The following is an 18,538-nucleotide window of genomic DNA, read 5'->3' on the forward strand; positions in this document are numbered from 1 at the left end:
AGCTGATATTTATGGATACCTCACTTGTTATGGAGATAACTAGACAAGCAATTTTGACTGCATTTTATATTGCAGGGCCGTTACTTTTGATAGGGCTTATCGTTGGATTAGCAGTATCAATATTTCAAGCCACCACCCAAATTAATGAACAGACACTTACCTTCATACCAAAACTAATAGCAATTGCATTAAGTTTGTTAATATTTGGGCCATGGATGATTAACAAAGCAGTTGAATTTACAAAATATCTTCTAATAAATATAAATCAATTTATTAAATAGAAATAGGGATCATAATGGACTACATAATAAATGTTTCTTTAAACAATGCCTCGATTTTTTTTCTTATTTTAGTTAGAATGAGTGGTATTTTTATTGCTTCACCTATTTTTGGTCGAAGAAATATACCAGCTTATTTTAAAATTGGTTTTGCTTTTTTTACAAGTATTGCTGTTTTTTTTATGTTTAATTTTAAATATGATGTTCCTCAAGATATAATACAATACTCTTTTTTAGTTATAAAAGAATTTGCAGTTGGACTAATAGTCGGGTTTATTACCTATATTGTTTTTACAACAATATTACTTGCTGGCCAGATAATTGATACATCAATTGGTTTTGGTGTGGCAAATGTTATTGACCCAATGAGCGAGATTCAAGTTCCATTAATCGGTAATTTTTTATATATGTTAATGCTGCTAATGTTTTTTATTACAGATGCACATCATGTATTAATCAGGGGTATATTTTATAGCTACAAGATTATACCATTTGGAAGGTTAAGTATTTCTAAAATATTTATTTCTCACTTTCTTGAAATATTCATAAAGCTTTTTGTAATTGGGATTGAAATTAGCTTGCCAATACTTCTCAGTATGCTTGTTGTAGATATTATTTTAGGTGTTTTATCAAGGGCAGTACCTCAAATGAATGTTTTTATGGTAGGACTGCCTCTTAAAATAATAATAGGTATACTTATTTTGGTAATATTATTACCATTTTTCAGTAAAATGATTTTGGTTCTTATTGATAAGATAGGAATTTATATGTTTGAGGTCCTGAAAGGGATGATTTAGTGAAACTATTATTTGATATACAATATTTTGCAGATGATAGCTCAAGTAAAACTGAAAAAGCAACTCCCAAAAAAAGGCAAGAAGCCAGAAAAAGAGGTATGGTGCCAAAAAGTAGGGAGGTAACGTCAGCCTTTTTGCTTCTCTTTTCTGTACTTTCTATAAAGTTTTTAAAGGGAGTGATAATAAGTCCAATTAATCAGTTTACTAAATATTCATTTTCAAATCTAAATATTAAGATAGAGGATAAAAATGTATTATACCAATACTTAACTACAACATTATTTTCAATTTTAAAAGCAGTTTTGCCAATTGCAACAATATTATTAGTAACAGCATTGCTTTTAGAAAGCTTTCAAACTGGTTTTTTGTTTTCAACCGAGTCACTGAGAATAAGCTTTAATAAAATAAATCCTCTTGAAGGATTTAAGAGGATTTTTTCGATAAATTCGGTTATCGAGCTTATAAAGTCATTATTTAAAGTTACTATAATCGGTTATGTTGCATATTCATATACACAGTCATTTGCAAAAGATTTACTTATAATGTCTGAACTAAATATTATGAGTATTATAAACTTAGCATTTACTTCAATTATAAATGTGATTTTGTGGATGTCAATAATGTTTTTTGGGATAGCTATTATTGATTTTATATTTCAAAGACAGCAATATGAAAAGAAACTTATGATGTCCAAAGAAGAGATAAAAGAAGAATATAAACAAACAGAAGGGAATCCGCAGATAAAATCAAAAATAAAAGAGGTTCAAAGGAAGATATCACTACAAAGAATGTTTCAGCAACTTCCACAAGCTGATGTAGTAATAACAAACCCAACCCATTATGCTGTCGCAATTATGTATGATCCAGATAAATATGAAGCTCCAAAGGTTATAGCAAAAGGGAAGGATTATGTTGCTCAAAAAATTAAAGAAGAGGCTAAAAGACTTAATATACAAATAGTAGAAAATAAACCTTTAGCACAGAGCTTATATAAAATGTGTGAAATAGGCGATTTAATACCAAAAGACTTATATCAAGCTGTTGCAGAGGTATTAGCATATATTTATAGTCTTAATAACTACCAGAAGGTGAAAAATAGATGAGATTAAAAACATCAATGGTTTCTATTTTTGCAATAGTAATAGTTGTGACAATTATACTTCCAATACCAGCACAACTTTTGGATGTTTTAATTGCACTTAATCTTGCTATTGCATTGATTGTTTTGCTAAATAGTATTAATGTAAAAGAGGCATTAGATTTTTCAGTTTTTCCTTCGTTGCTTCTTTTTACAACACTTTTAAGACTTGCACTCAATATATCAACAACAAGGCAGATTCTTATGGGCAATGGTGAGAATGTAAAGATAGTATACACTTTTGGCAACTATGTAATTGGTGAAAACATTGTTGTTGGTATTATTATATTCTTTATCATTATAATAATTCAGTTTATTGTTATTACAAAAGGTGCTGAAAGAGTATCAGAAGTTGCAGCAAGATTTACACTTGATGCTATGCCAGGGAAACAGATGGCTGTTGATGCCGACTTAAATGCAGGATTAATCACCGAACAAGAAGCAAAGAATAGGCGTATGAAAATACAAAAAGAAGCAGACTTTTATGGAGCTATGGATGGTGCTAGTAAATTTGTTAAAGGTGATGCAATAGCTGCTATTTTAATAACATTTATTAATGCATTAGGTGGGCTAATAATTGGTGTTGCAATGAGGCAAGAGGACATCCTTGAAGCTGTTCAAAAGTATATGCTTCTATCTGTGGGTGATGGTATAGCGGCACAAATTCCTGCACTTTTGATATCAACAGCTACAGGAATTGTTGTTACTAAGGCAGCTGATGAAAGTGATCTTTCAAATAACCTTATTAGACAGCTTTTTGAAAGTCAACCAAAGGTTTTGATGACTGCTGGCGGTGTGATTTTGTTACTTTCTGTTATACCTACTATGCCAAAACTTTTACTTATATTGCTTGGTGCAGGTCTTATTTCAATTGGTGTAAAGGTTAATTCAACATTGAAAAAAGTTGAAACAGTTGAGGAACAGCTGATAGAAGAAAAAGAGGTAGAAGAATTAAAGAAGCCTGAAAATGTGGTTAATTTATTACATGTTGACCCAATTGAAGTGGAATTTGGTTATGGGATAATACCTCTTGCTGATACATCTCAAGGTGGAGACCTATTAGAAAGAATAGTAATGATAAGAAGACAGGTTGCATTAGAACTTGGAATTATTGTGCCAACAATAAGATTGAGAGATAACATTTCTCTAAGACCTTATGAATATGTAATAAATATTAAAGGTGTTGAAGTTGCGAGATCAGAGCTTATGGCAGATAGCTACCTTGCATTAAATCCTGGGTTTGTCACTGAGCCAATAGATGGAATTCCAGGGAAAGAACCAGCATTTGGTATTGATGCCATATGGATACCATCTCATCAGAAGGAAAAGGCTGAGATGTTAGGTTATACAGTTGTTGATCTTCCTTCAATAATTTCTACACATTTAACAGAGATTGTACGAAAGTATGCACATGAACTTTTGACAAGGCAGGATGTTCAAAAGCTTATTGATAATATTAAAGAAACAAATTCTGTACTTGTTGATGAACTTATACCTAAATTTATGAGTGTTGGCGAGGTTCAGAAAGTTTTGCAAAATCTCTTAAAGGAAAGAATAAGTATAAGAGATATGGTAACCATACTAGAAACACTAGCTGATTATTCACCAACTACTAAGGATGTTGATATATTAACAGAATATGTAAGGCAAAGTATGCAAAGATATATAACTAAAAAATATATTCAAGGAGATATTGCAGAGGCAGTTACATTATCACCTGAAATTGAAGATACTATAATAAATTCCATACAAAAATCAGAACAAGGGAGTTTTTTAAATTTAGAACCCAATTATGCCCAAAGACTTATTAATAACTTTAGCAATATACTTGAAAAGCTTGTTACAAAGTCTCAACAGCCAATTGTTATTTGTTCACCAGTTGTAAGATTGTATTTTAGAAGGCTTATTGAAAACTTCTTTCCGGATGTTGTGGTTCTTTCATATAACGAAATTATGTCTAACGTTCAGATAAAGACTATTGGGATGGTGGAAGTATAGAAATGAAGATAAGACGTTATATAGCAAATGATATGCAAGAAGCAATGATTAGGATAAAATCTGAATTAGGAAAAGATGCTGTTATTCTATCTACAAAAAAAATAAAACAAAAAGGTTTATTAGGGTTTTTTAAAAAACCACTTATTGAGGTTACAGCCGCTTTTGAAGAAAAAAATCCATATCCTTTAGAAAAGAGTTATAATAAAGATATACAAGATAAAAAAGAAGAAACAGAAGATTTGAAAAATATTGATAAAATAGAAAAAAGAATAGAAGAAATTGAAAGGCTCATTTTAAATATCTCAAAAGAGATTACAGAAACTCCACAAGCTAACCAAGCAAAAAAGAAAGGCTTTATTGATATTGCAAAGCAAAATCTAAAGAAAAATGGTGTTGAAGAAGAAATAATTGAAGACATTATAAAAGAAATTGATTCATCACAATCGATAAACAACATAATAAATAGTCTTTACAAAAATATAAAAAACAAACTTGAACCTGTTGAAATTTTAGATACAAAAGCCGATAAAAAACCATATGTCATATTTTTTGTAGGACCTACTGGTGTTGGGAAAACCACCACTATTGCTAAAATCGCAGCAAAACTTATTTATGAATATGACAAAACCGTAGCATTTATTACAGCAGACACATATAGAATAGCAGCAGTAGAGCAGCTCAAAACTTATGCTGAGATTATGAGTATAAAAACTAAAGTATGGTATGACGCAAACGAATATCCACAAATAATTGATGAATTAAAAGACTTTGATTATATTCTTGTAGATACAGCCGGTAGAAGCCATAAAAATGATCAACATATGGATGAATTAAAGAATTTTATTGAGATAGCAATACCCAACCAAATTTATCTATTATTAAATATAACAACTAGCCCCAATATTTTAAAGGATATTATAGATAAATATAGTTTTCTGAATCATTACAATATAATTATTACAAAAATTGATGAATGTTCGAGCTATGGGAACATCTTAAACATAAAATATTTTACAAAGAAGCCAATATCGTATGTAACAACAGGGCAGAATGTTCCTGATGATATACAGGAGTTTGATGCTGAGAAGTTTTCAAAACTCATAATGGGGAGTCAGAGTGTATGAATGATCAAGCCCAAAATCTAAGAAACCTAATCAAAAATAAAGGATTATTGTCAAAGTTCAATATCCAAAATCAACAAGAAAATATTGAAGAAGGGACCATAAATTTACCAAAGCAAAAAGCAAAAGTAATATCGGTAACAAGTGGCAAAGGCGGAGTTGGTAAGAGCAATATATCTGTTAATTTAGCACTAGCACTTATAGAGTTAAATAAAAAAGTACTTATTATTGATGCAGATTTAGGTCTTTCTAATATTGAAGTTTTAATAGGAAATAGCCCTAAATGGAACCTAAGAGAAGTTATCTATGGGGAAAAAGATATTTCTGAGATTATTGAAGAAGGGCCTAATGGACTTAAGTTTATTTCAGGAGGCTCAGGATTAATAGATCTAGCACAAATAGATCAAGAGAAAATACAAGAATTAATTAAATGCTTTGAGATGATAGATAATAGCTTTGATTTTATAATTATTGACACAGGTGCTGGAATATCCAATAATGTTTTATCATTTGTATTAGCTGCAGACCAAGTTATTGTTGTAACTTTACCTGAACCTACTGCTATTACTGATGGTTATGCTATAATAAAAGCAATTATAAACAAAATGCCAGAAAAAGAGATTTCACTAATTATTAACAGGGTACAAAACCAACAAGAAGCAATTGAAGTTCATCAAAGGCTTAACAATGTTATTAAGAGGTTTTTACAGAAAGATGTCGAATATTTAGGTTATATAGAACACAATGATATTGTTTCAAAAGCTGTTTTGTATCAGACTCCTGTAATACTATATAATCCTAAATGTGATGTTTCTAGACAGGTAAGAAATATTGCATCAAAAATTTCTGGTAATATTAATAATGAGGAAGTAGGAGGAATAAAAAGGCTGTTAAATATATTACTAAAGAAATGATTTTGTAGACTGAAAGGGGTTAATTAAATTGCAGCAGGTATTCAAAATTGGATCTAAGATTGAAATAACTAGGATTGATAAAAGAACATGGGAAGAAAGGCCAACACAATATGTTAGTAAAATAGCAGATATTAAAGATTCAATGATATATATTTTTACCCCAATTAAAGAAAGTGTTTATGTAACCTTTTTTATTGATGAAGTTTTAAGAATATATCGTTCTACGAGGGACGGTGTATGGGTATTTGAAGCAGAGGTTGTTGATAGGCTTAAAGAACCTGATTACATGATAGTTGTAAAACCATTATCTGAGATAAAAAAAATACAAAGAAGGATGTTTTATAGACTTCCTATCTCTTTAGATATAAAGATTAAACATTTAGAAGATGAACAGAAAGAGAGTTCCGATGGACAGTATGTAAACGGAAAACTTATAAAAGCACTTACAAAAGATTTAAGTGGTGGTGGCGTGTGCTTTTTGACTGATGGAGAGTTTGAAAAAGGTACAAAAGTGGTAATAAAAATTAATATAGATAATGAGGAATTGACTTTAAAAGGAGTTGTGCTTAGAAAAGAAAGGCTTGAATCAAAAGCATATAAATACGAATATGCTTGCAAATTTTTTGACGCTCAGGATACGGCTATCGATAAAATTGTAAAGTTTATATTTAAAGAACAACAGAAAATGAGACAAAAAGGAATATTTTAAAGGAGTGAAAAAGTCATGGATATGTCCCAATACCTCAATATGTTTATTGAAGAAACCAGAGACCATATACAAAGCTTAAATGATAATCTATTAAGACTTGAAGAAAATCCAGAGGATAGCCAAGTTATAAATGAGATATTTAGATCTGCTCACACTATTAAGGGTATGGCAGGTACAATGAATTTCACAAGAATGCAAAAGCTTACTCATGCTGTGGAAAATGTACTTTCTGCAGCTCGTGATGGAAATCTTAAAATTAATAGCAATATAATGGATATTCTTTTTAAAGCAGTAGATGCTATTGATACATATCTTGGTACAATTATTGCAACAGAAAAAGAAGGCACTGATGATAATAGTGACCTTATTGATGAATTAAATAGAATTCTTAATGCCCCCAAACCTAATGATGAAAAAAATTTATCTTCTAAAGATTTAAATGAATACGATGAATATTCAATTAGGACAATAAAAAAAGCCTATGAACAAGGCTATAAAGCCTATAAATTTAAGATAGAACTTGATAACGGATGCTTACTAAAATCTGCCCGTGCTTATCTTGTTTTTAAAGCCGCTGAAGAATTTGGAGAAATAATAAAGTCTAATCCATCTGTCCAAGACATCGAAGATGAGAAATTTGATCTTTCTTTTGAGATTATATTAATTAGCAAAGAGAGTATGGATGCAATAAAAAAGAGGCTTTCTTCAATTGCTGAGATAAAAGAGGTTTTAGCTATTTCTATAGAATTAGATGGAATGGATTATAAAGTTGAAGAAAATAGCACACAGGTAGTTCAAGTAGAATCAAAAAAAGAGGAGCAAAAACCAACTTCAAAAGAAGAAAAAGTTTCTTCACAGGCAAAGACAAGCAAAACAGTTAGGGTGGATATTGAAAGATTAGATGTTTTGATGAACCTCGTGAGTGAGCTTATTATCATAAAGAGCCGAATTGATGGTGTTGCAAAACGATACAACGATAGAACATTTGACGAGTCGATTGAATATCTTGAAAGAATTACAACAAGTCTTCATGAAGCTGTTATGAGAGTTAGAATGGTGCCTGTTGAGAGGGTATTCTCAAGATTTCCACGTATGATGAGAGATCTTTCGAGGGAGCTTAATAAAGAGTTTGAACTAATTATCACTGGTGAAGATACAGAGGTTGATAGGACAATAGTTGATGAATTAGGAGATCCATTAATTCATCTTCTAAGGAACTCTGCAGATCATGGGATAGAAATGCCAGAAGAAAGGATTAAAAAAGGAAAACCAAGATCGGGGACAATAAGGCTTGATGCATATCATGATGGGAATAATGTAGTAATCGAGGTATGGGACGATGGAGCAGGAATAGATATAGAAAGAGTTAAAAATAAAGCTATAGAAAAAGGTTTGATAAAAATTGAACAAACAGATTTGACAGAACAAGAAATTATTGATTTACTCTTCTTACCAAGTTTTAGTACAAAAGAAAAGGTTACAAACCTTTCTGGTAGAGGTGTGGGCCTTGATGTTGTTAAAACTAAAATTGAGCAACTTGGTGGAATTGTTGAAGTAAAGACTGAAAAGGATAAAGGGACCAGATTTACTATAAGACTACCATTAACACTTGCAATAATACAAGCACTTCTTGTTAAGGTAAAGGACGAAATGTATGCAATTCCTCTTGCATCAATAAAAGAGATTATTGATATTAACAAAGAGGATATTCAAAGGCTTCAGAAAAATAAAGAGATAATAATGCTTAGAAATCAGGTTATACCAATAAAGAGACTTAGAACAATACTTGATATAGAAGAAGTGGAAGACAAACAAAAAATGATAGTTGTTGTATTAAAGAGAGGGGAAAAACTTACCGGACTTATTGTAGATTCTCTATTAGGGCAGCAGGATATAGTAATAAAGCCATTAGGAAAGTATTTAGAGGATATCAGAATTGTTTCTGGTGCAACAATACTTGGAGATGGAAGTGTTGCAATGATACTTGACCCTAATTTTTTAGGCATTTAGCCTAAATGCAAGGAGTGTGAATATAAATGGAACAATATCTTATTTTTAAGTTATCAACAGAATATTATGGTATATCAATTGAATATTTAGAAAGTATTGAAAGATTAATGCCAATTACAAGGGTGCCAAAAGCAAAAACTTTTGTTAAAGGTGTTATAAACCTAAGAGGTGAAATTGTACCAGTAATTGATTTAAGAGAAAGATTAAACACTGAAATGAAGGAATTTGATGATGATACAAGGATTATTATTATAAACTATAAGAACAATACAAAAGTTGGAATGATAATAGATGAAATACATGATGTTGTATTTTTGAATAAAGAGGATATAGACCCTGTTAGTAAGGATAAAAATGAGTTCCAATTTTTAGTAGCAAAATACAATGATTTATTAATAAATCTTATAAATATTGACGAAATACTATTTGATAAAAAAGAGGAGGTCTAAGCATGGCCTTTTCTTATAATGATGTAAATGATATATATTTAGACGTATTAAGAGAGATAGGAAATATCGGAACAGGGAACGCAGTATCTGCTTTAGCCACTATGATAGGTAAACGTATTGATATGAATGTACCTACTGTAAAGATGATTGATATAACAGAGGTACCTGAGATTTTAGGTGGTGCTGATATCCCAATAGTAGGTATACTACTTAATCTTGAAGGAGATATAGAAGGATTTATTTTGCTTGTACTATCTCAAGCTTCTGCACATGTTTTAGTGAATATGCTCCTTGGCAAATCACTAAATGGATATGAGGAATTTACTGAGATTGAAAAATCTGCACTACAAGAAATAGGGAATATATTAGCAGGTTCATATTTGACTGCATTATCTAAACTTACTAATTTTACAATGTCTCAATCGGTTCCACAATTAGCTGAAGATATGGCAGGAGCAATTCTCTCATTTCCTGCTCTACAGTTTAGTGAATCTGGTGATGTTGCATTGTATATTGAAACAGAAATTTTCGAAAGTGATAGCAAAATTATAGCTGATTTCTTTTTAATACCAACTATAGATTCATATACAAAAATGTTAAAAGCGTTAGGAGTAGCATAAGGGATGATGGATACTATAATAAAAGTAGGAATGGCAGACTTAAATGTAGCACGGGAGCCTGATGCATTAACAACTTTAGGCCTTGGCTCATGCGTAGGAGTATGTTTATATGATACAAAGGCAAAGATTATTGGAATGATACATATAATGTTACCATACAGTAGAGATTCCAAGATTAGCTCAAATCCAGCTAAATATGCTGATACGGGGATTCCACTGCTTTTAAATCAAATGGAAGAGATAGGTGCACAAAAGAAGTTTATGATAGCAAAGTTGGCTGGTGGAGCTCAGATGTTTAATGTTGTAAAGAGTGAGTTTATGAATATAGGTAAAAGAAATGTTGAAGCAGCAAAAGAGGTATTGGATGAAAATGGGATAAAGATTATATCAGAGGATACTGGAGGTAATTATGGTAGGACTATTACTTTTTATTCAACTGATGGGAGATTAGAAATAAAAACAATAGGGAGAGGGGTAAAAATCATCTAAGAGGAGTAGGCAAGCTTGAAAGTAGTTAATATCATTCCGGAATTATTAGCACTTATAGGAGGATTTATTATATTTATTCTTTGTATTAACTTACGAAAATCTGGTGAATATACTTTTATAGTTACTTTTGCTGTATCAGTAGTTCTATATGGAAGTGGTAAAATTATAAAAGATATATTGAAAGATGATGATAAATAGATTTAGGGTAGGGGATTTTTTATGCAAGAGGCTACATTGTGGAAACAGTATATTCAAACAAAAGATCCAAAACTTAAAGAGGAGCTTATTTTAAAATATATGCCTCTTGTTAAAATTATTGCAGGTAGACTTTCATTGTATTTTGGAACAAATGTTGAATATGATGATTTGATAAGCTATGGGACTTTAGGTCTTTTAGATGCGATAGAAAAATATGATGTAAATAAAGGTGTTAAATTTGAAACATATGCATATCTTCGAATAAAAGGAACAATAATAGATAACATCCGTAGTCTTGATTGGGTTCCAAGAAGCATTAGGCAAAAGGCTAAAGAGATAGAAAAGGCATATCAAGACTTGGAAAATGAGGGTAAAAAACCTACCGATCAAGAAGTAGCAAAAAAACTTAATATTTCATTAGAGGAATTATCTAAAATACAAGAAAAAGTCAGTTCAGGCATGATTATATCACTAGATAATTACATTGAACAGAACAGTGAAGTTAAAATAGGAAGTATTTATGATTTTACCAACCAACCAGAGGATTTTATAGAAAATGATGAGCTAAAAAGTATTCTTAAAAAAGAGATTGATAATCTAAATGAAAATGAAAGAATGGTTATTACCTTGTACTATTTTGAAGAGCTTACAGTTAAAGAAATTAGCAAAATTATGGGAATATCTGAATCAAGAGTAAGTCAACTTCATACAAGATCACTTATGAAACTAAGAGGCAAGATTAACCAATACTTTAATTGAAGGTGAAATTATGAATTTAAATAACATAAAAGTTGACATAAAAACAATGGTTACAACAGATAGAATGAAGGCTATGGTTTTATTATTACAATCAGAAAATGGGGTTGATTTGTCTGCCGAAAATGTTAAGCAAGCTTTATCTAAAAATAGAATTGTTTATGGGATTGACGAAGATGCAATAAATAGACTTATTCAAAATCCAGTTTTTGATTCACCAATTGTAGTAGCTAATGGCAAATTTCCACAAAAAGGTATTGATTCAAAAATAATTTATCATTTTGAGATTAAAAAGGACTTGAAACCTAAGGAACTTGAGGATGGGAGAGTTGATTACAAAGATTTAGGAATTGTTCAAAATGTTAGAAAGGATGATATATTAGCTACATTAGTTGATGCAATTGACGGTCAAGATGGGATGGACGTTTTGGGTATTGTTTTAAAGGCTCCAAAACCAAGGAAGTTAGCCTTACCAAGAGGCAAGAATACATATATAAGTGATGCTGGGAAAACACTTAAGGCAGCTTGTGATGGACAAGTGACATTTATCGAAGGAAAAGTTACAGTTTTAAATACATTAGAAATTAATTCAAATGTAGATATTTCCACAGGTAATATAAACTTTGTTGGGAATGTTCATGTCCATGGTAGTGTACTTTCAGGATTTAAGATATTTGCAGAAGGTAATGTTGAGATAGAAGGAATTGTTGAAGCTTCAGAAATAGAAGCAAAGGGCGATGTTATCTTACATAAAGGAATTACTGGAATGGGGAAAGGTAAGGTTACTGCTGGTAATAATATTTTTGCAAAGTTTATTGAAAACGCCTATGTATCTGCTAAAAACGATATACAAGCAGAGGCAATTGTAAATAGTACAGTGAACTGTGGTAACAAACTAATACTAATAGGGCGAAAGGCATCAATTGTTGGTGGTGTTTGCAAGGTTGGGAAAGAGGTTGATGCAAAGGTAATTGGATCACTTTTATCTACTACTACTGAGATAGAGGTTGGGATTGACCCACTGATGCTTGATAGATATCACACAATTAAAAAAGAAATACAGGAGCTAAAAGAAAATATTAAAAAATGTGATCAGGGTATAGAAGTTCTCAAAAAATTAGAAGCAGTAAATATGTTAACAGATGACAAAAAAGAGATGTTAGCTAAATTTACGCGTTCCAAGATTATTTCAAATGAAAGATTACAATCGTTAACTAAAGAATTTGAAGATATTGAAAAGAAGTTAGATGAAAGAAACGAGGGTATTATTAAAGTATCTGAAGTTATATATCCAGGCACCAAAATTACTATTGGAACAGTATGCAAATATATTAAAGAAGAGATGAAATTTTGTAAATTTTACAGAGATGAAGCCGATATAAAAGTTGAACCCTACAAATAATTTGAGGTGTTTATTATGAATCTAAGACCTATTGATGCTAAGATACTTCTTCCAAAATCAACAGAGGTTTCACAGATAGTTTATGCAGAGCAACAGAAAGAAAATTTGCAAAAACAAGATTTGATTCATAAAAATCAAAATAGGATAGATAATAATTTAAAAAGTATACATGCAAAAGATGAGGTAAGCCAAGTTAAAATAAATGAAAAGCAGAAAGAACAAAATCAAAAAAAGAAGAAAGAAGAGAAAAAAAAGAAGGGCTTTGATATTAGAATTTAGAGAGGTTTAACTTATGGATGGATATATTATCTTATCAATATTTTTTGGGATTACTATAATAGTATTTGCTCTTTTTTCAATAAAAAAGGATCTTGAAAAAGGTGAAAAAATTATTTTACAAAGTGAATATAACATAAATAGATTGGATAATCTTCTTAAGGAAGCAAATGAAACAATTGAAGAGATTGATGCCTTTGGAGAATATATTGTTGATAGAATAGAAAATAAAACAAAATGGGCATTAGAAATGCTGAGCACGGTAACAAAAGAAAATCAAGTAAAAAAACAAGATGAGATTTCAACTGAAGTTAATAATATTGAAAAGCAGTATACTTCTCAAAATGAAGTAAAGAACATGGGAAAAGTTGATGAAGATACAAAGAAAGAAAGCATGCCTGAAATAAAAGTGAGTAAGATTGAAGAAAAGTACAAAAAGGTATTAGATCTTTACCAAAGTGGAATGGATATAGATCAAATTGCAAGTAAACTTTCACTTGGCAAAGGTGAGGTAAGGCTTGCTATTAGAATAATGGGAGGCAAAGATAAGTGAAAGGATATAAATTGATTCTTTTAGGGATTGGCATAGGGTGGATACTATGTTCAATCTTTTTTTATATAATATTCAAAAATGATATCTCATATAGACAAGGAAATTTACAGAATACCATCCGGATTTATACAACAGATAATTTAAATGAATTTGCTGATGCACTTTTTAGGAACTCTGTAATTCAAGATAGAAATTCATTTATTGGATATGTTAAAAGCCATAAATTGCAATATAAGATTATAAAAGATAAGAATGTAACCTTTGACAAAGGCATGACATATGATGAAATCTTAGATGCAGTTTATAATAGTCAATGAGAGGCAAAGCCTCTCTTTTTTTATAAAATATATTGACTATCAGTCAATTTTGATTATAATAATAAATGTAATAAATGACTAATAGTCATAATTTTTGGAGGTGACATAAGTGAAAAACTTTGGATTTTTTGTTGCGAAACATAAAAAACTTATTGTTCTAATAGCTATATTACTACTAATTCCAGCATTATATGGCTTTTTTACTACAAAGATAAACTATGATATCTTAACCTATCTTCCGAAAAACCTGGATTCTATGAAAGGACAAGAGATATTAGACAAGGACTTTAAACAGGCATCATTATCAATGCTAATAGTTCAAAATAACAATCCAAATTATATTAAAAAAATAAAGGATAAAATTTCAAAAGTTAATGGGGTTGATAAGGTAATCTGGATTGATGATATTGTTGATAATTCAATACCTAATGACATGTTACCAGAGGAGATTAGATCAACATTTTATAGTTCTGATTCTACTCTTTTACTAATTAAGTTTTTGGATTCCCCATCATCAGCGTCTACTCAAAAAGCGATTGGGGAAATCAGAAAAATCATGGATAAAAGTTCATATCTTAGTGGAATGTCAGCAATTATAAAAGATACAAAGGATATTTCGGATAGAGAAACACCTATTTATGTTATTATTGCTGTTGTTTTTTCATTTATTTTATTAACTTTTACTATGGAATCACCTATTGTTCCATTCATATTTTTGTTATGTATCGGTATAGCAATTATATATAACTTAGGATCTAACAGATTTTTAGGACAAATATCTTATGTAACAAAATCACTTGCAGCGGTTTTACAGCTTGGTGTTACAATGGACTTTTCAATATTCTTACTTCATAGGTTTGAAGAGGAAAAGAAAAAATTCCAAGATACAAATGAAGCAATGGCAGAGGCCATTTCAAAGACAATTGTAGCAATTGGAAGTAGTGCTGCAACAGCTGTTGCCGGTTTTTTAGCACTTTGTGTTATGAAACTAAAGCTTGGAGTAGATATTGGTATTGTAATGGCAAAAGGGGTATTCTTAGGGGTTCTTTCAACAATTACTATACTTCCTGCCTTTATTCTTCTGTTTGATAAGCTGATAGATAGGGTTAAGATGATTAATATTCTTCCAACATTTAATAAGACAGCACAATTTGTTTCTAAATTCTATCATCTTTTAGTAGCCTTGATGATTCTTCTGATACTTCCTGCAATATATGGTGCAAACAATACAAAAGTATATTACAATCTTATTGATTCATTACCAAAAACATTGAAATCTGTTGAAGCTACTGACAAATTGAAAAAAGACTATAATATGACAACAACTCATATGATTATTGTAAAGGATAATATTTCTAATGGAAGTATAAATAAAATGTGTTCTGAAATTGAAAATGTGAGTGGTGTTACCAAGGTTTTAGCATTTGAGAAATTTGTTGGTGGAGGCATTCCATCAAGTTTTATTCCTGAAACATTAAAAGAAAACTTTGAAGCCAATGGTTATAAGCTTATATTAGTTAATTCTTTATATAAGGCTGCAACAAATGAGGCTAATATACAGATTGATAGGATAAATAAAATAATAAAAAAGTACTCAAAGGAATCAATTGTTGCTGGTGAAGGAGCTTTAACAAAGGATTTAGTTGAAATAGCTAAGGTTGACTTCAAGAGGGTAGATTTTGTATCAATAATTGCAATATTCTTAATAATCTTACTTACATTTAGATCTATATCAATACCAGTTATTTTAGTTGGCTCAATAGAACTTGCAATATTTATAAATATGTCGATACCATATTATACAAACAAGATAATACCTTTTATTGCTTCAATTGTTATTGGGACAATACAATTAGGGTCCACAGTAAACTATGCAATATTATTAACAACAAGATTTAGAGAGGAGTTAAGAAATGGGCTAGACAAGATTGAAGCAATTAAGGTTGCAATTTCTGCATCATCACGGTCAATTGTAACAAGTGCATTAGCATTTTGTTTATCTACATTATCAGTTGCTATTGTTGCACAGATTGATATGATAAAAACCCTTTGTTTGATGCTATCACGTGGTGCACTTATAAGTATGTTTGTAATAATCTATTTGTTACCAGCCTTATTAGTTCTTTTTGAAGGGCTTATAAGTAAAACAACACGTGGCTGGCAAAAAACTATAAAAGAAGAATATGAAACGGTATAATAAAATAAGGAGGGATTTTTATGAAAAAAAAATTAATAAGGGCATTATCAACAATGTTGGTATTTTCATTTTTAACTACTGTTGTGTTTGCAAATACAAATATTAAAAAGGATGAAACAGTTTATGCTATCTTAGATCCAGATGGAAATGCAAAAGAATGTATTGTTACAGATTGGATTCATTCTGACCTTCCTAATATAACTATTGATGATAAATCGAATCTTACTAATATTGTTAATCTTAAAGGTGAGCAAAATCCTATTATAGATGGTCAAAATCTTAAGTGGAATTTAGAGGGTAATGACTTGTTCTATCAAGGTAATGCACCATTAAATTTACCTTTTAGCATTAAAGTAAGATATTTTTTAGATGGCAAAGAGATTTCATACAAAGAGTTGTTAGGTAAAAGCGGGCATTTGAAAATAACTATTAATGTTATTAATAACCTTAAAAAAGATGTTTTAATTAAAAATGAAAGAAGGACAATCTACATTCCATTTAGTGTAGCATGCCTTTTAAATATGCCAGTTGACAAATTCAAAAATGTAAAATCAAACTTTGGGCAATTAATTTCAGATGGGAATAATCAAGCAGTAGCTTCAGTGCTTTTCCCAGGATTAAAAGAAAGCCTAAGTCTTTCTGATGAATTTAATAAGATAATAGATTTACCTAATAGTATTTCTATTGAATCTGATGTTAAAGATTTTGAACTTGGTTCAATATACTTTACAGTTGTTAATAAGGTTCCTACGCTTGATAATCTTAAAACAGACTCACTCGATGAATTTAAAAAAGGAATTGAAGATCTTAAGGATGCAAGCAATAAATTAGCAGAAGGTTCAGTTACACTTAGCAATGGTCAAAAGGAATTTAATTTAAACCTTTCAAAGTTTGTAGATGGACTTAATAAACTTACAGCTGCATCTAAAGAATTAAAGGATGGGACAACTAACTTATCAAAAGGTATAGATGAAGCCAATAAAGGTGCATTACAGCTTAAAAATGGTATTGATGAACTAAAAACAAACTCACCCAAGCTAATTGGTGGGATTAAGGACTATACAGATGGTGTTTATAAATTTGTTTATGGTTCACAAACCCTTAATGATTCAACATCTAAGCTTCTTGATGGTGTTAATATTTTAGGACAAAAGCAAAATGAACTTACACAAGGACTTAAGCAGTCATTAGATGCAACAACAGCAATAAAAAATGGACATAGCCAATTAAATGAAGGTGTTGCTAATCTTGATTCAGGGATAGAACAAATTCTAAATGGTAAAAAGAAAGAGCTTGAAGGGATAAACTTACTTATCTCTGGTATAGATACCATTCAAAAGATGATAGAACCTCTTAAGAATGTTCAATTAATTGCTGATGCTATGAACAAGTTAGATGCTGCTTTGCAAAAAGAGAAGGAAGGGCTGCAAAACTTAGTTGTTTCAAGCAATGCTATGATTGAAGGATTAAATAAATTATCACTTGGTGCAAAGCAGGTAAAGGAAGGTTCAGAAAAGATTAATACAAGTTTGAGTCAGCTTGAAAATGGAAATAAGAAGCTGTATGAAGGTTCTTTGGCTATTTCACAAAACATGAATCTAATATCTGAAAATGTAAGTAAGATTGAACAAGGACAAAAACAACTTAATGAAAATGGTAAAAAACTAATTGCTGGTGGTAATTTGATAAATAGTAACATATCTTCATTAGGAAATGGATTTGATAAATTATCTCAAGGAGCAAATAAATTATCAAATGGTATGCAACAATTAAATAATGGCTTTATGCAGTACAAGAATGGGTTTGAAAAGTTTTATGAAAATTTAAATCTTTTGAATGACAAATCAAAGCTTTTATTAGATGGTTCAAAAAAACTAACAGAAGGTTCAAAAACTTTAAGTGATAATATTGAGAAGTTTAATAAAGAAGGTATTGATGAGCTTTATAAAAAATCTCAAGAACTAACTGTTGGGCTTGATAAGGTAAAAATACTAAAAGATGAACTTATTAAATTTTCAAATGAATACAAAACATATACAGGCATAAGTGATGGAATGAATGGAGAAGTAAAATTTGTAATAAAAACAGAAGAATTAAAGAAGGAAGAAAAAGCTACAAATGAAAAGCCACAAGCAACACAAGAAAAGAAACTCACATTCTGGCAGTGGCTAAAAAAACTTCTTCACATAGGAGCATAATAACATTAGTGCAAGCTCCCATGCGAGCCAGTGGGGAAGGTTCCCCACTGGCTCACTGGCTAATATAGGTACTGTTTTTTTTGTCCACAATATGATAAGCTATATCTAATATTACTTT

General features: G+C 30.4%; 19 protein-coding genes. All 19 read left to right on the top strand.

Going from position 1 to position 18,538, the window contains the following annotated elements:
* The first annotated feature begins 11 nt into the window (after positions 1-11).
* The 19 genes from fliQ to ACAG39_11200 all read left to right on the top strand — a co-directional run bounded on the left by fliQ (position 12) and on the right by ACAG39_11200 (position 18,420).
* A complete protein-coding gene (gene fliQ, locus ACAG39_11110; protein MEZ0537780.1) occupies positions 12-281 on the top strand; it encodes a flagellar biosynthesis protein FliQ in 270 nt (89 codons plus the stop codon).
* A 14-nt stretch (positions 282-295) separates the two neighbouring features.
* Entirely contained in the window at positions 296-1,075 is a 780-nt protein-coding gene (gene fliR / locus ACAG39_11115; protein ID MEZ0537781.1) for a flagellar biosynthetic protein FliR, read from the top strand.
* Positions 1,075-2,178 (top strand): flagellar biosynthesis protein FlhB, encoded by a 1,104-nt coding sequence (gene flhB, locus ACAG39_11120; GenBank protein MEZ0537782.1) that lies wholly within the window; start codon positions 1,075-1,077, stop codon positions 2,176-2,178. The genes fliR and flhB overlap by 1 nt, the downstream gene beginning before the upstream one ends.
* On the top strand, positions 2,175-4,211 hold the full coding sequence (flhA, locus tag ACAG39_11125) for a flagellar biosynthesis protein FlhA (protein ID MEZ0537783.1): 2,037 nt from the start codon (positions 2,175-2,177) through the stop codon (positions 4,209-4,211). Before flhB ends, flhA begins: the two co-directional genes overlap by 4 nt.
* Before the next feature lie 2 nt (positions 4,212-4,213).
* Positions 4,214-5,335, top strand: a complete 1,122-nt coding sequence (gene flhF, locus ACAG39_11130; GenBank protein ID MEZ0537784.1) for a flagellar biosynthesis protein FlhF — start codon at positions 4,214-4,216, stop codon at positions 5,333-5,335.
* Positions 5,332-6,246 carry a MinD/ParA family protein gene (locus ACAG39_11135; protein MEZ0537785.1) on the top strand — a complete coding sequence of 305 codons (915 nt, stop codon included), beginning with the start codon at positions 5,332-5,334 and terminating at the stop codon, positions 6,244-6,246. Before flhF ends, ACAG39_11135 begins: the two co-directional genes overlap by 4 nt.
* A gap of 28 nt (positions 6,247-6,274) precedes the next feature.
* A complete protein-coding gene (locus tag ACAG39_11140) occupies positions 6,275-6,955 on the top strand; it encodes a flagellar brake protein (GenBank protein MEZ0537786.1) in 681 nt (226 codons plus the stop codon).
* A gap of 15 nt (positions 6,956-6,970) precedes the next feature.
* Positions 6,971-8,965, top strand: coding sequence for a chemotaxis protein CheW (locus ACAG39_11145; GenBank protein ID MEZ0537787.1), 1,995 nt, complete (start codon positions 6,971-6,973; stop codon positions 8,963-8,965).
* Between the two features lie 26 nt (positions 8,966-8,991).
* Positions 8,992-9,414 (top strand): chemotaxis protein CheW, encoded by a 423-nt coding sequence (locus ACAG39_11150; protein MEZ0537788.1) that lies wholly within the window; start codon positions 8,992-8,994, stop codon positions 9,412-9,414.
* 2 nt (positions 9,415-9,416) lie between these two features.
* A complete protein-coding gene (locus tag ACAG39_11155) occupies positions 9,417-10,034 on the top strand; it encodes a chemotaxis protein CheC (protein ID MEZ0537789.1) in 618 nt (205 codons plus the stop codon).
* A 6-nt stretch (positions 10,035-10,040) separates the two neighbouring features.
* Positions 10,041-10,523: a chemotaxis protein CheD gene (locus ACAG39_11160; protein ID MEZ0537790.1), complete on the top strand. Its 483-nt coding sequence runs from the start codon at positions 10,041-10,043 to the stop codon at positions 10,521-10,523.
* 15 nt (positions 10,524-10,538) lie between these two features.
* Positions 10,539-10,721, top strand: coding sequence for a hypothetical protein (locus ACAG39_11165; GenBank protein MEZ0537791.1), 183 nt, complete (start codon positions 10,539-10,541; stop codon positions 10,719-10,721).
* Between the two features lie 21 nt (positions 10,722-10,742).
* Positions 10,743-11,480 carry a FliA/WhiG family RNA polymerase sigma factor gene (locus tag ACAG39_11170; protein MEZ0537792.1) on the top strand — a complete coding sequence of 246 codons (738 nt, stop codon included), beginning with the start codon at positions 10,743-10,745 and terminating at the stop codon, positions 11,478-11,480.
* Between the two features lie 10 nt (positions 11,481-11,490).
* Positions 11,491-12,879 (top strand): DUF342 domain-containing protein, encoded by a 1,389-nt coding sequence (locus tag ACAG39_11175; protein MEZ0537793.1) that lies wholly within the window; start codon positions 11,491-11,493, stop codon positions 12,877-12,879.
* A gap of 15 nt (positions 12,880-12,894) precedes the next feature.
* Positions 12,895-13,158 carry a hypothetical protein gene (locus ACAG39_11180; protein MEZ0537794.1) on the top strand — a complete coding sequence of 88 codons (264 nt, stop codon included), beginning with the start codon at positions 12,895-12,897 and terminating at the stop codon, positions 13,156-13,158.
* 13 nt (positions 13,159-13,171) lie between these two features.
* Positions 13,172-13,708, top strand: a complete 537-nt coding sequence (locus tag ACAG39_11185; GenBank protein ID MEZ0537795.1) for a hypothetical protein — start codon at positions 13,172-13,174, stop codon at positions 13,706-13,708.
* The gene (locus ACAG39_11190) at positions 13,705-14,025 is read left to right on the top strand and encodes a hypothetical protein (protein MEZ0537796.1); all 321 of its coding nucleotides are present in this window, start codon (positions 13,705-13,707) and stop codon (positions 14,023-14,025) included. Before ACAG39_11185 ends, ACAG39_11190 begins: the two co-directional genes overlap by 4 nt.
* A 109-nt stretch (positions 14,026-14,134) precedes the next feature.
* Positions 14,135-16,222, top strand: a complete 2,088-nt coding sequence (locus tag ACAG39_11195) for an RND family transporter (protein MEZ0537797.1) — start codon at positions 14,135-14,137, stop codon at positions 16,220-16,222.
* A 20-nt stretch (positions 16,223-16,242) separates the two neighbouring features.
* Positions 16,243-18,420 (top strand): hypothetical protein, encoded by a 2,178-nt coding sequence (locus tag ACAG39_11200; GenBank protein ID MEZ0537798.1) that lies wholly within the window; start codon positions 16,243-16,245, stop codon positions 18,418-18,420.
* Positions 18,421-18,538 lie beyond the last annotated feature (118 nt).

The sequence above is a fragment of the Caldicellulosiruptoraceae bacterium PP1 genome, assembly GCA_041320695.1.
In the GTDB taxonomy this organism is placed as follows: domain Bacteria; phylum Bacillota; class Thermoanaerobacteria; order Caldicellulosiruptorales; family Caldicellulosiruptoraceae; genus JBGGOQ01.

Coding starts and splice junctions, on each gene's coding strand:
- ACAG39_11200 (MEZ0537798.1), top strand. CDS start 16,243: ATGAAAAAAAAATTAATAAGGGCATTATCAACAATGTTGGTATTTTCA.
- ACAG39_11135 (MEZ0537785.1), top strand. CDS start 5,332: ATGAATGATCAAGCCCAAAATCTAAGAAACCTAATCAAAAATAAAGGA.
- ACAG39_11160 (MEZ0537790.1), top strand. CDS start 10,041: ATGGATACTATAATAAAAGTAGGAATGGCAGACTTAAATGTAGCACGG.
- ACAG39_11185 (MEZ0537795.1), top strand. CDS start 13,172: ATGGATGGATATATTATCTTATCAATATTTTTTGGGATTACTATAATA.
- ACAG39_11180 (MEZ0537794.1), top strand. CDS start 12,895: ATGAATCTAAGACCTATTGATGCTAAGATACTTCTTCCAAAATCAACA.
- ACAG39_11175 (MEZ0537793.1), top strand. CDS start 11,491: ATGAATTTAAATAACATAAAAGTTGACATAAAAACAATGGTTACAACA.
- flhF (MEZ0537784.1), top strand. CDS start 4,214: ATGAAGATAAGACGTTATATAGCAAATGATATGCAAGAAGCAATGATT.
- fliR (MEZ0537781.1), top strand. CDS start 296: ATGGACTACATAATAAATGTTTCTTTAAACAATGCCTCGATTTTTTTT.
- ACAG39_11155 (MEZ0537789.1), top strand. CDS start 9,417: ATGGCCTTTTCTTATAATGATGTAAATGATATATATTTAGACGTATTA.
- fliQ (MEZ0537780.1), top strand. CDS start 12: ATGGATACCTCACTTGTTATGGAGATAACTAGACAAGCAATTTTGACT.
- ACAG39_11150 (MEZ0537788.1), top strand. CDS start 8,992: ATGGAACAATATCTTATTTTTAAGTTATCAACAGAATATTATGGTATA.
- flhA (MEZ0537783.1), top strand. CDS start 2,175: ATGAGATTAAAAACATCAATGGTTTCTATTTTTGCAATAGTAATAGTT.
- ACAG39_11145 (MEZ0537787.1), top strand. CDS start 6,971: ATGGATATGTCCCAATACCTCAATATGTTTATTGAAGAAACCAGAGAC.
- ACAG39_11170 (MEZ0537792.1), top strand. CDS start 10,743: ATGCAAGAGGCTACATTGTGGAAACAGTATATTCAAACAAAAGATCCA.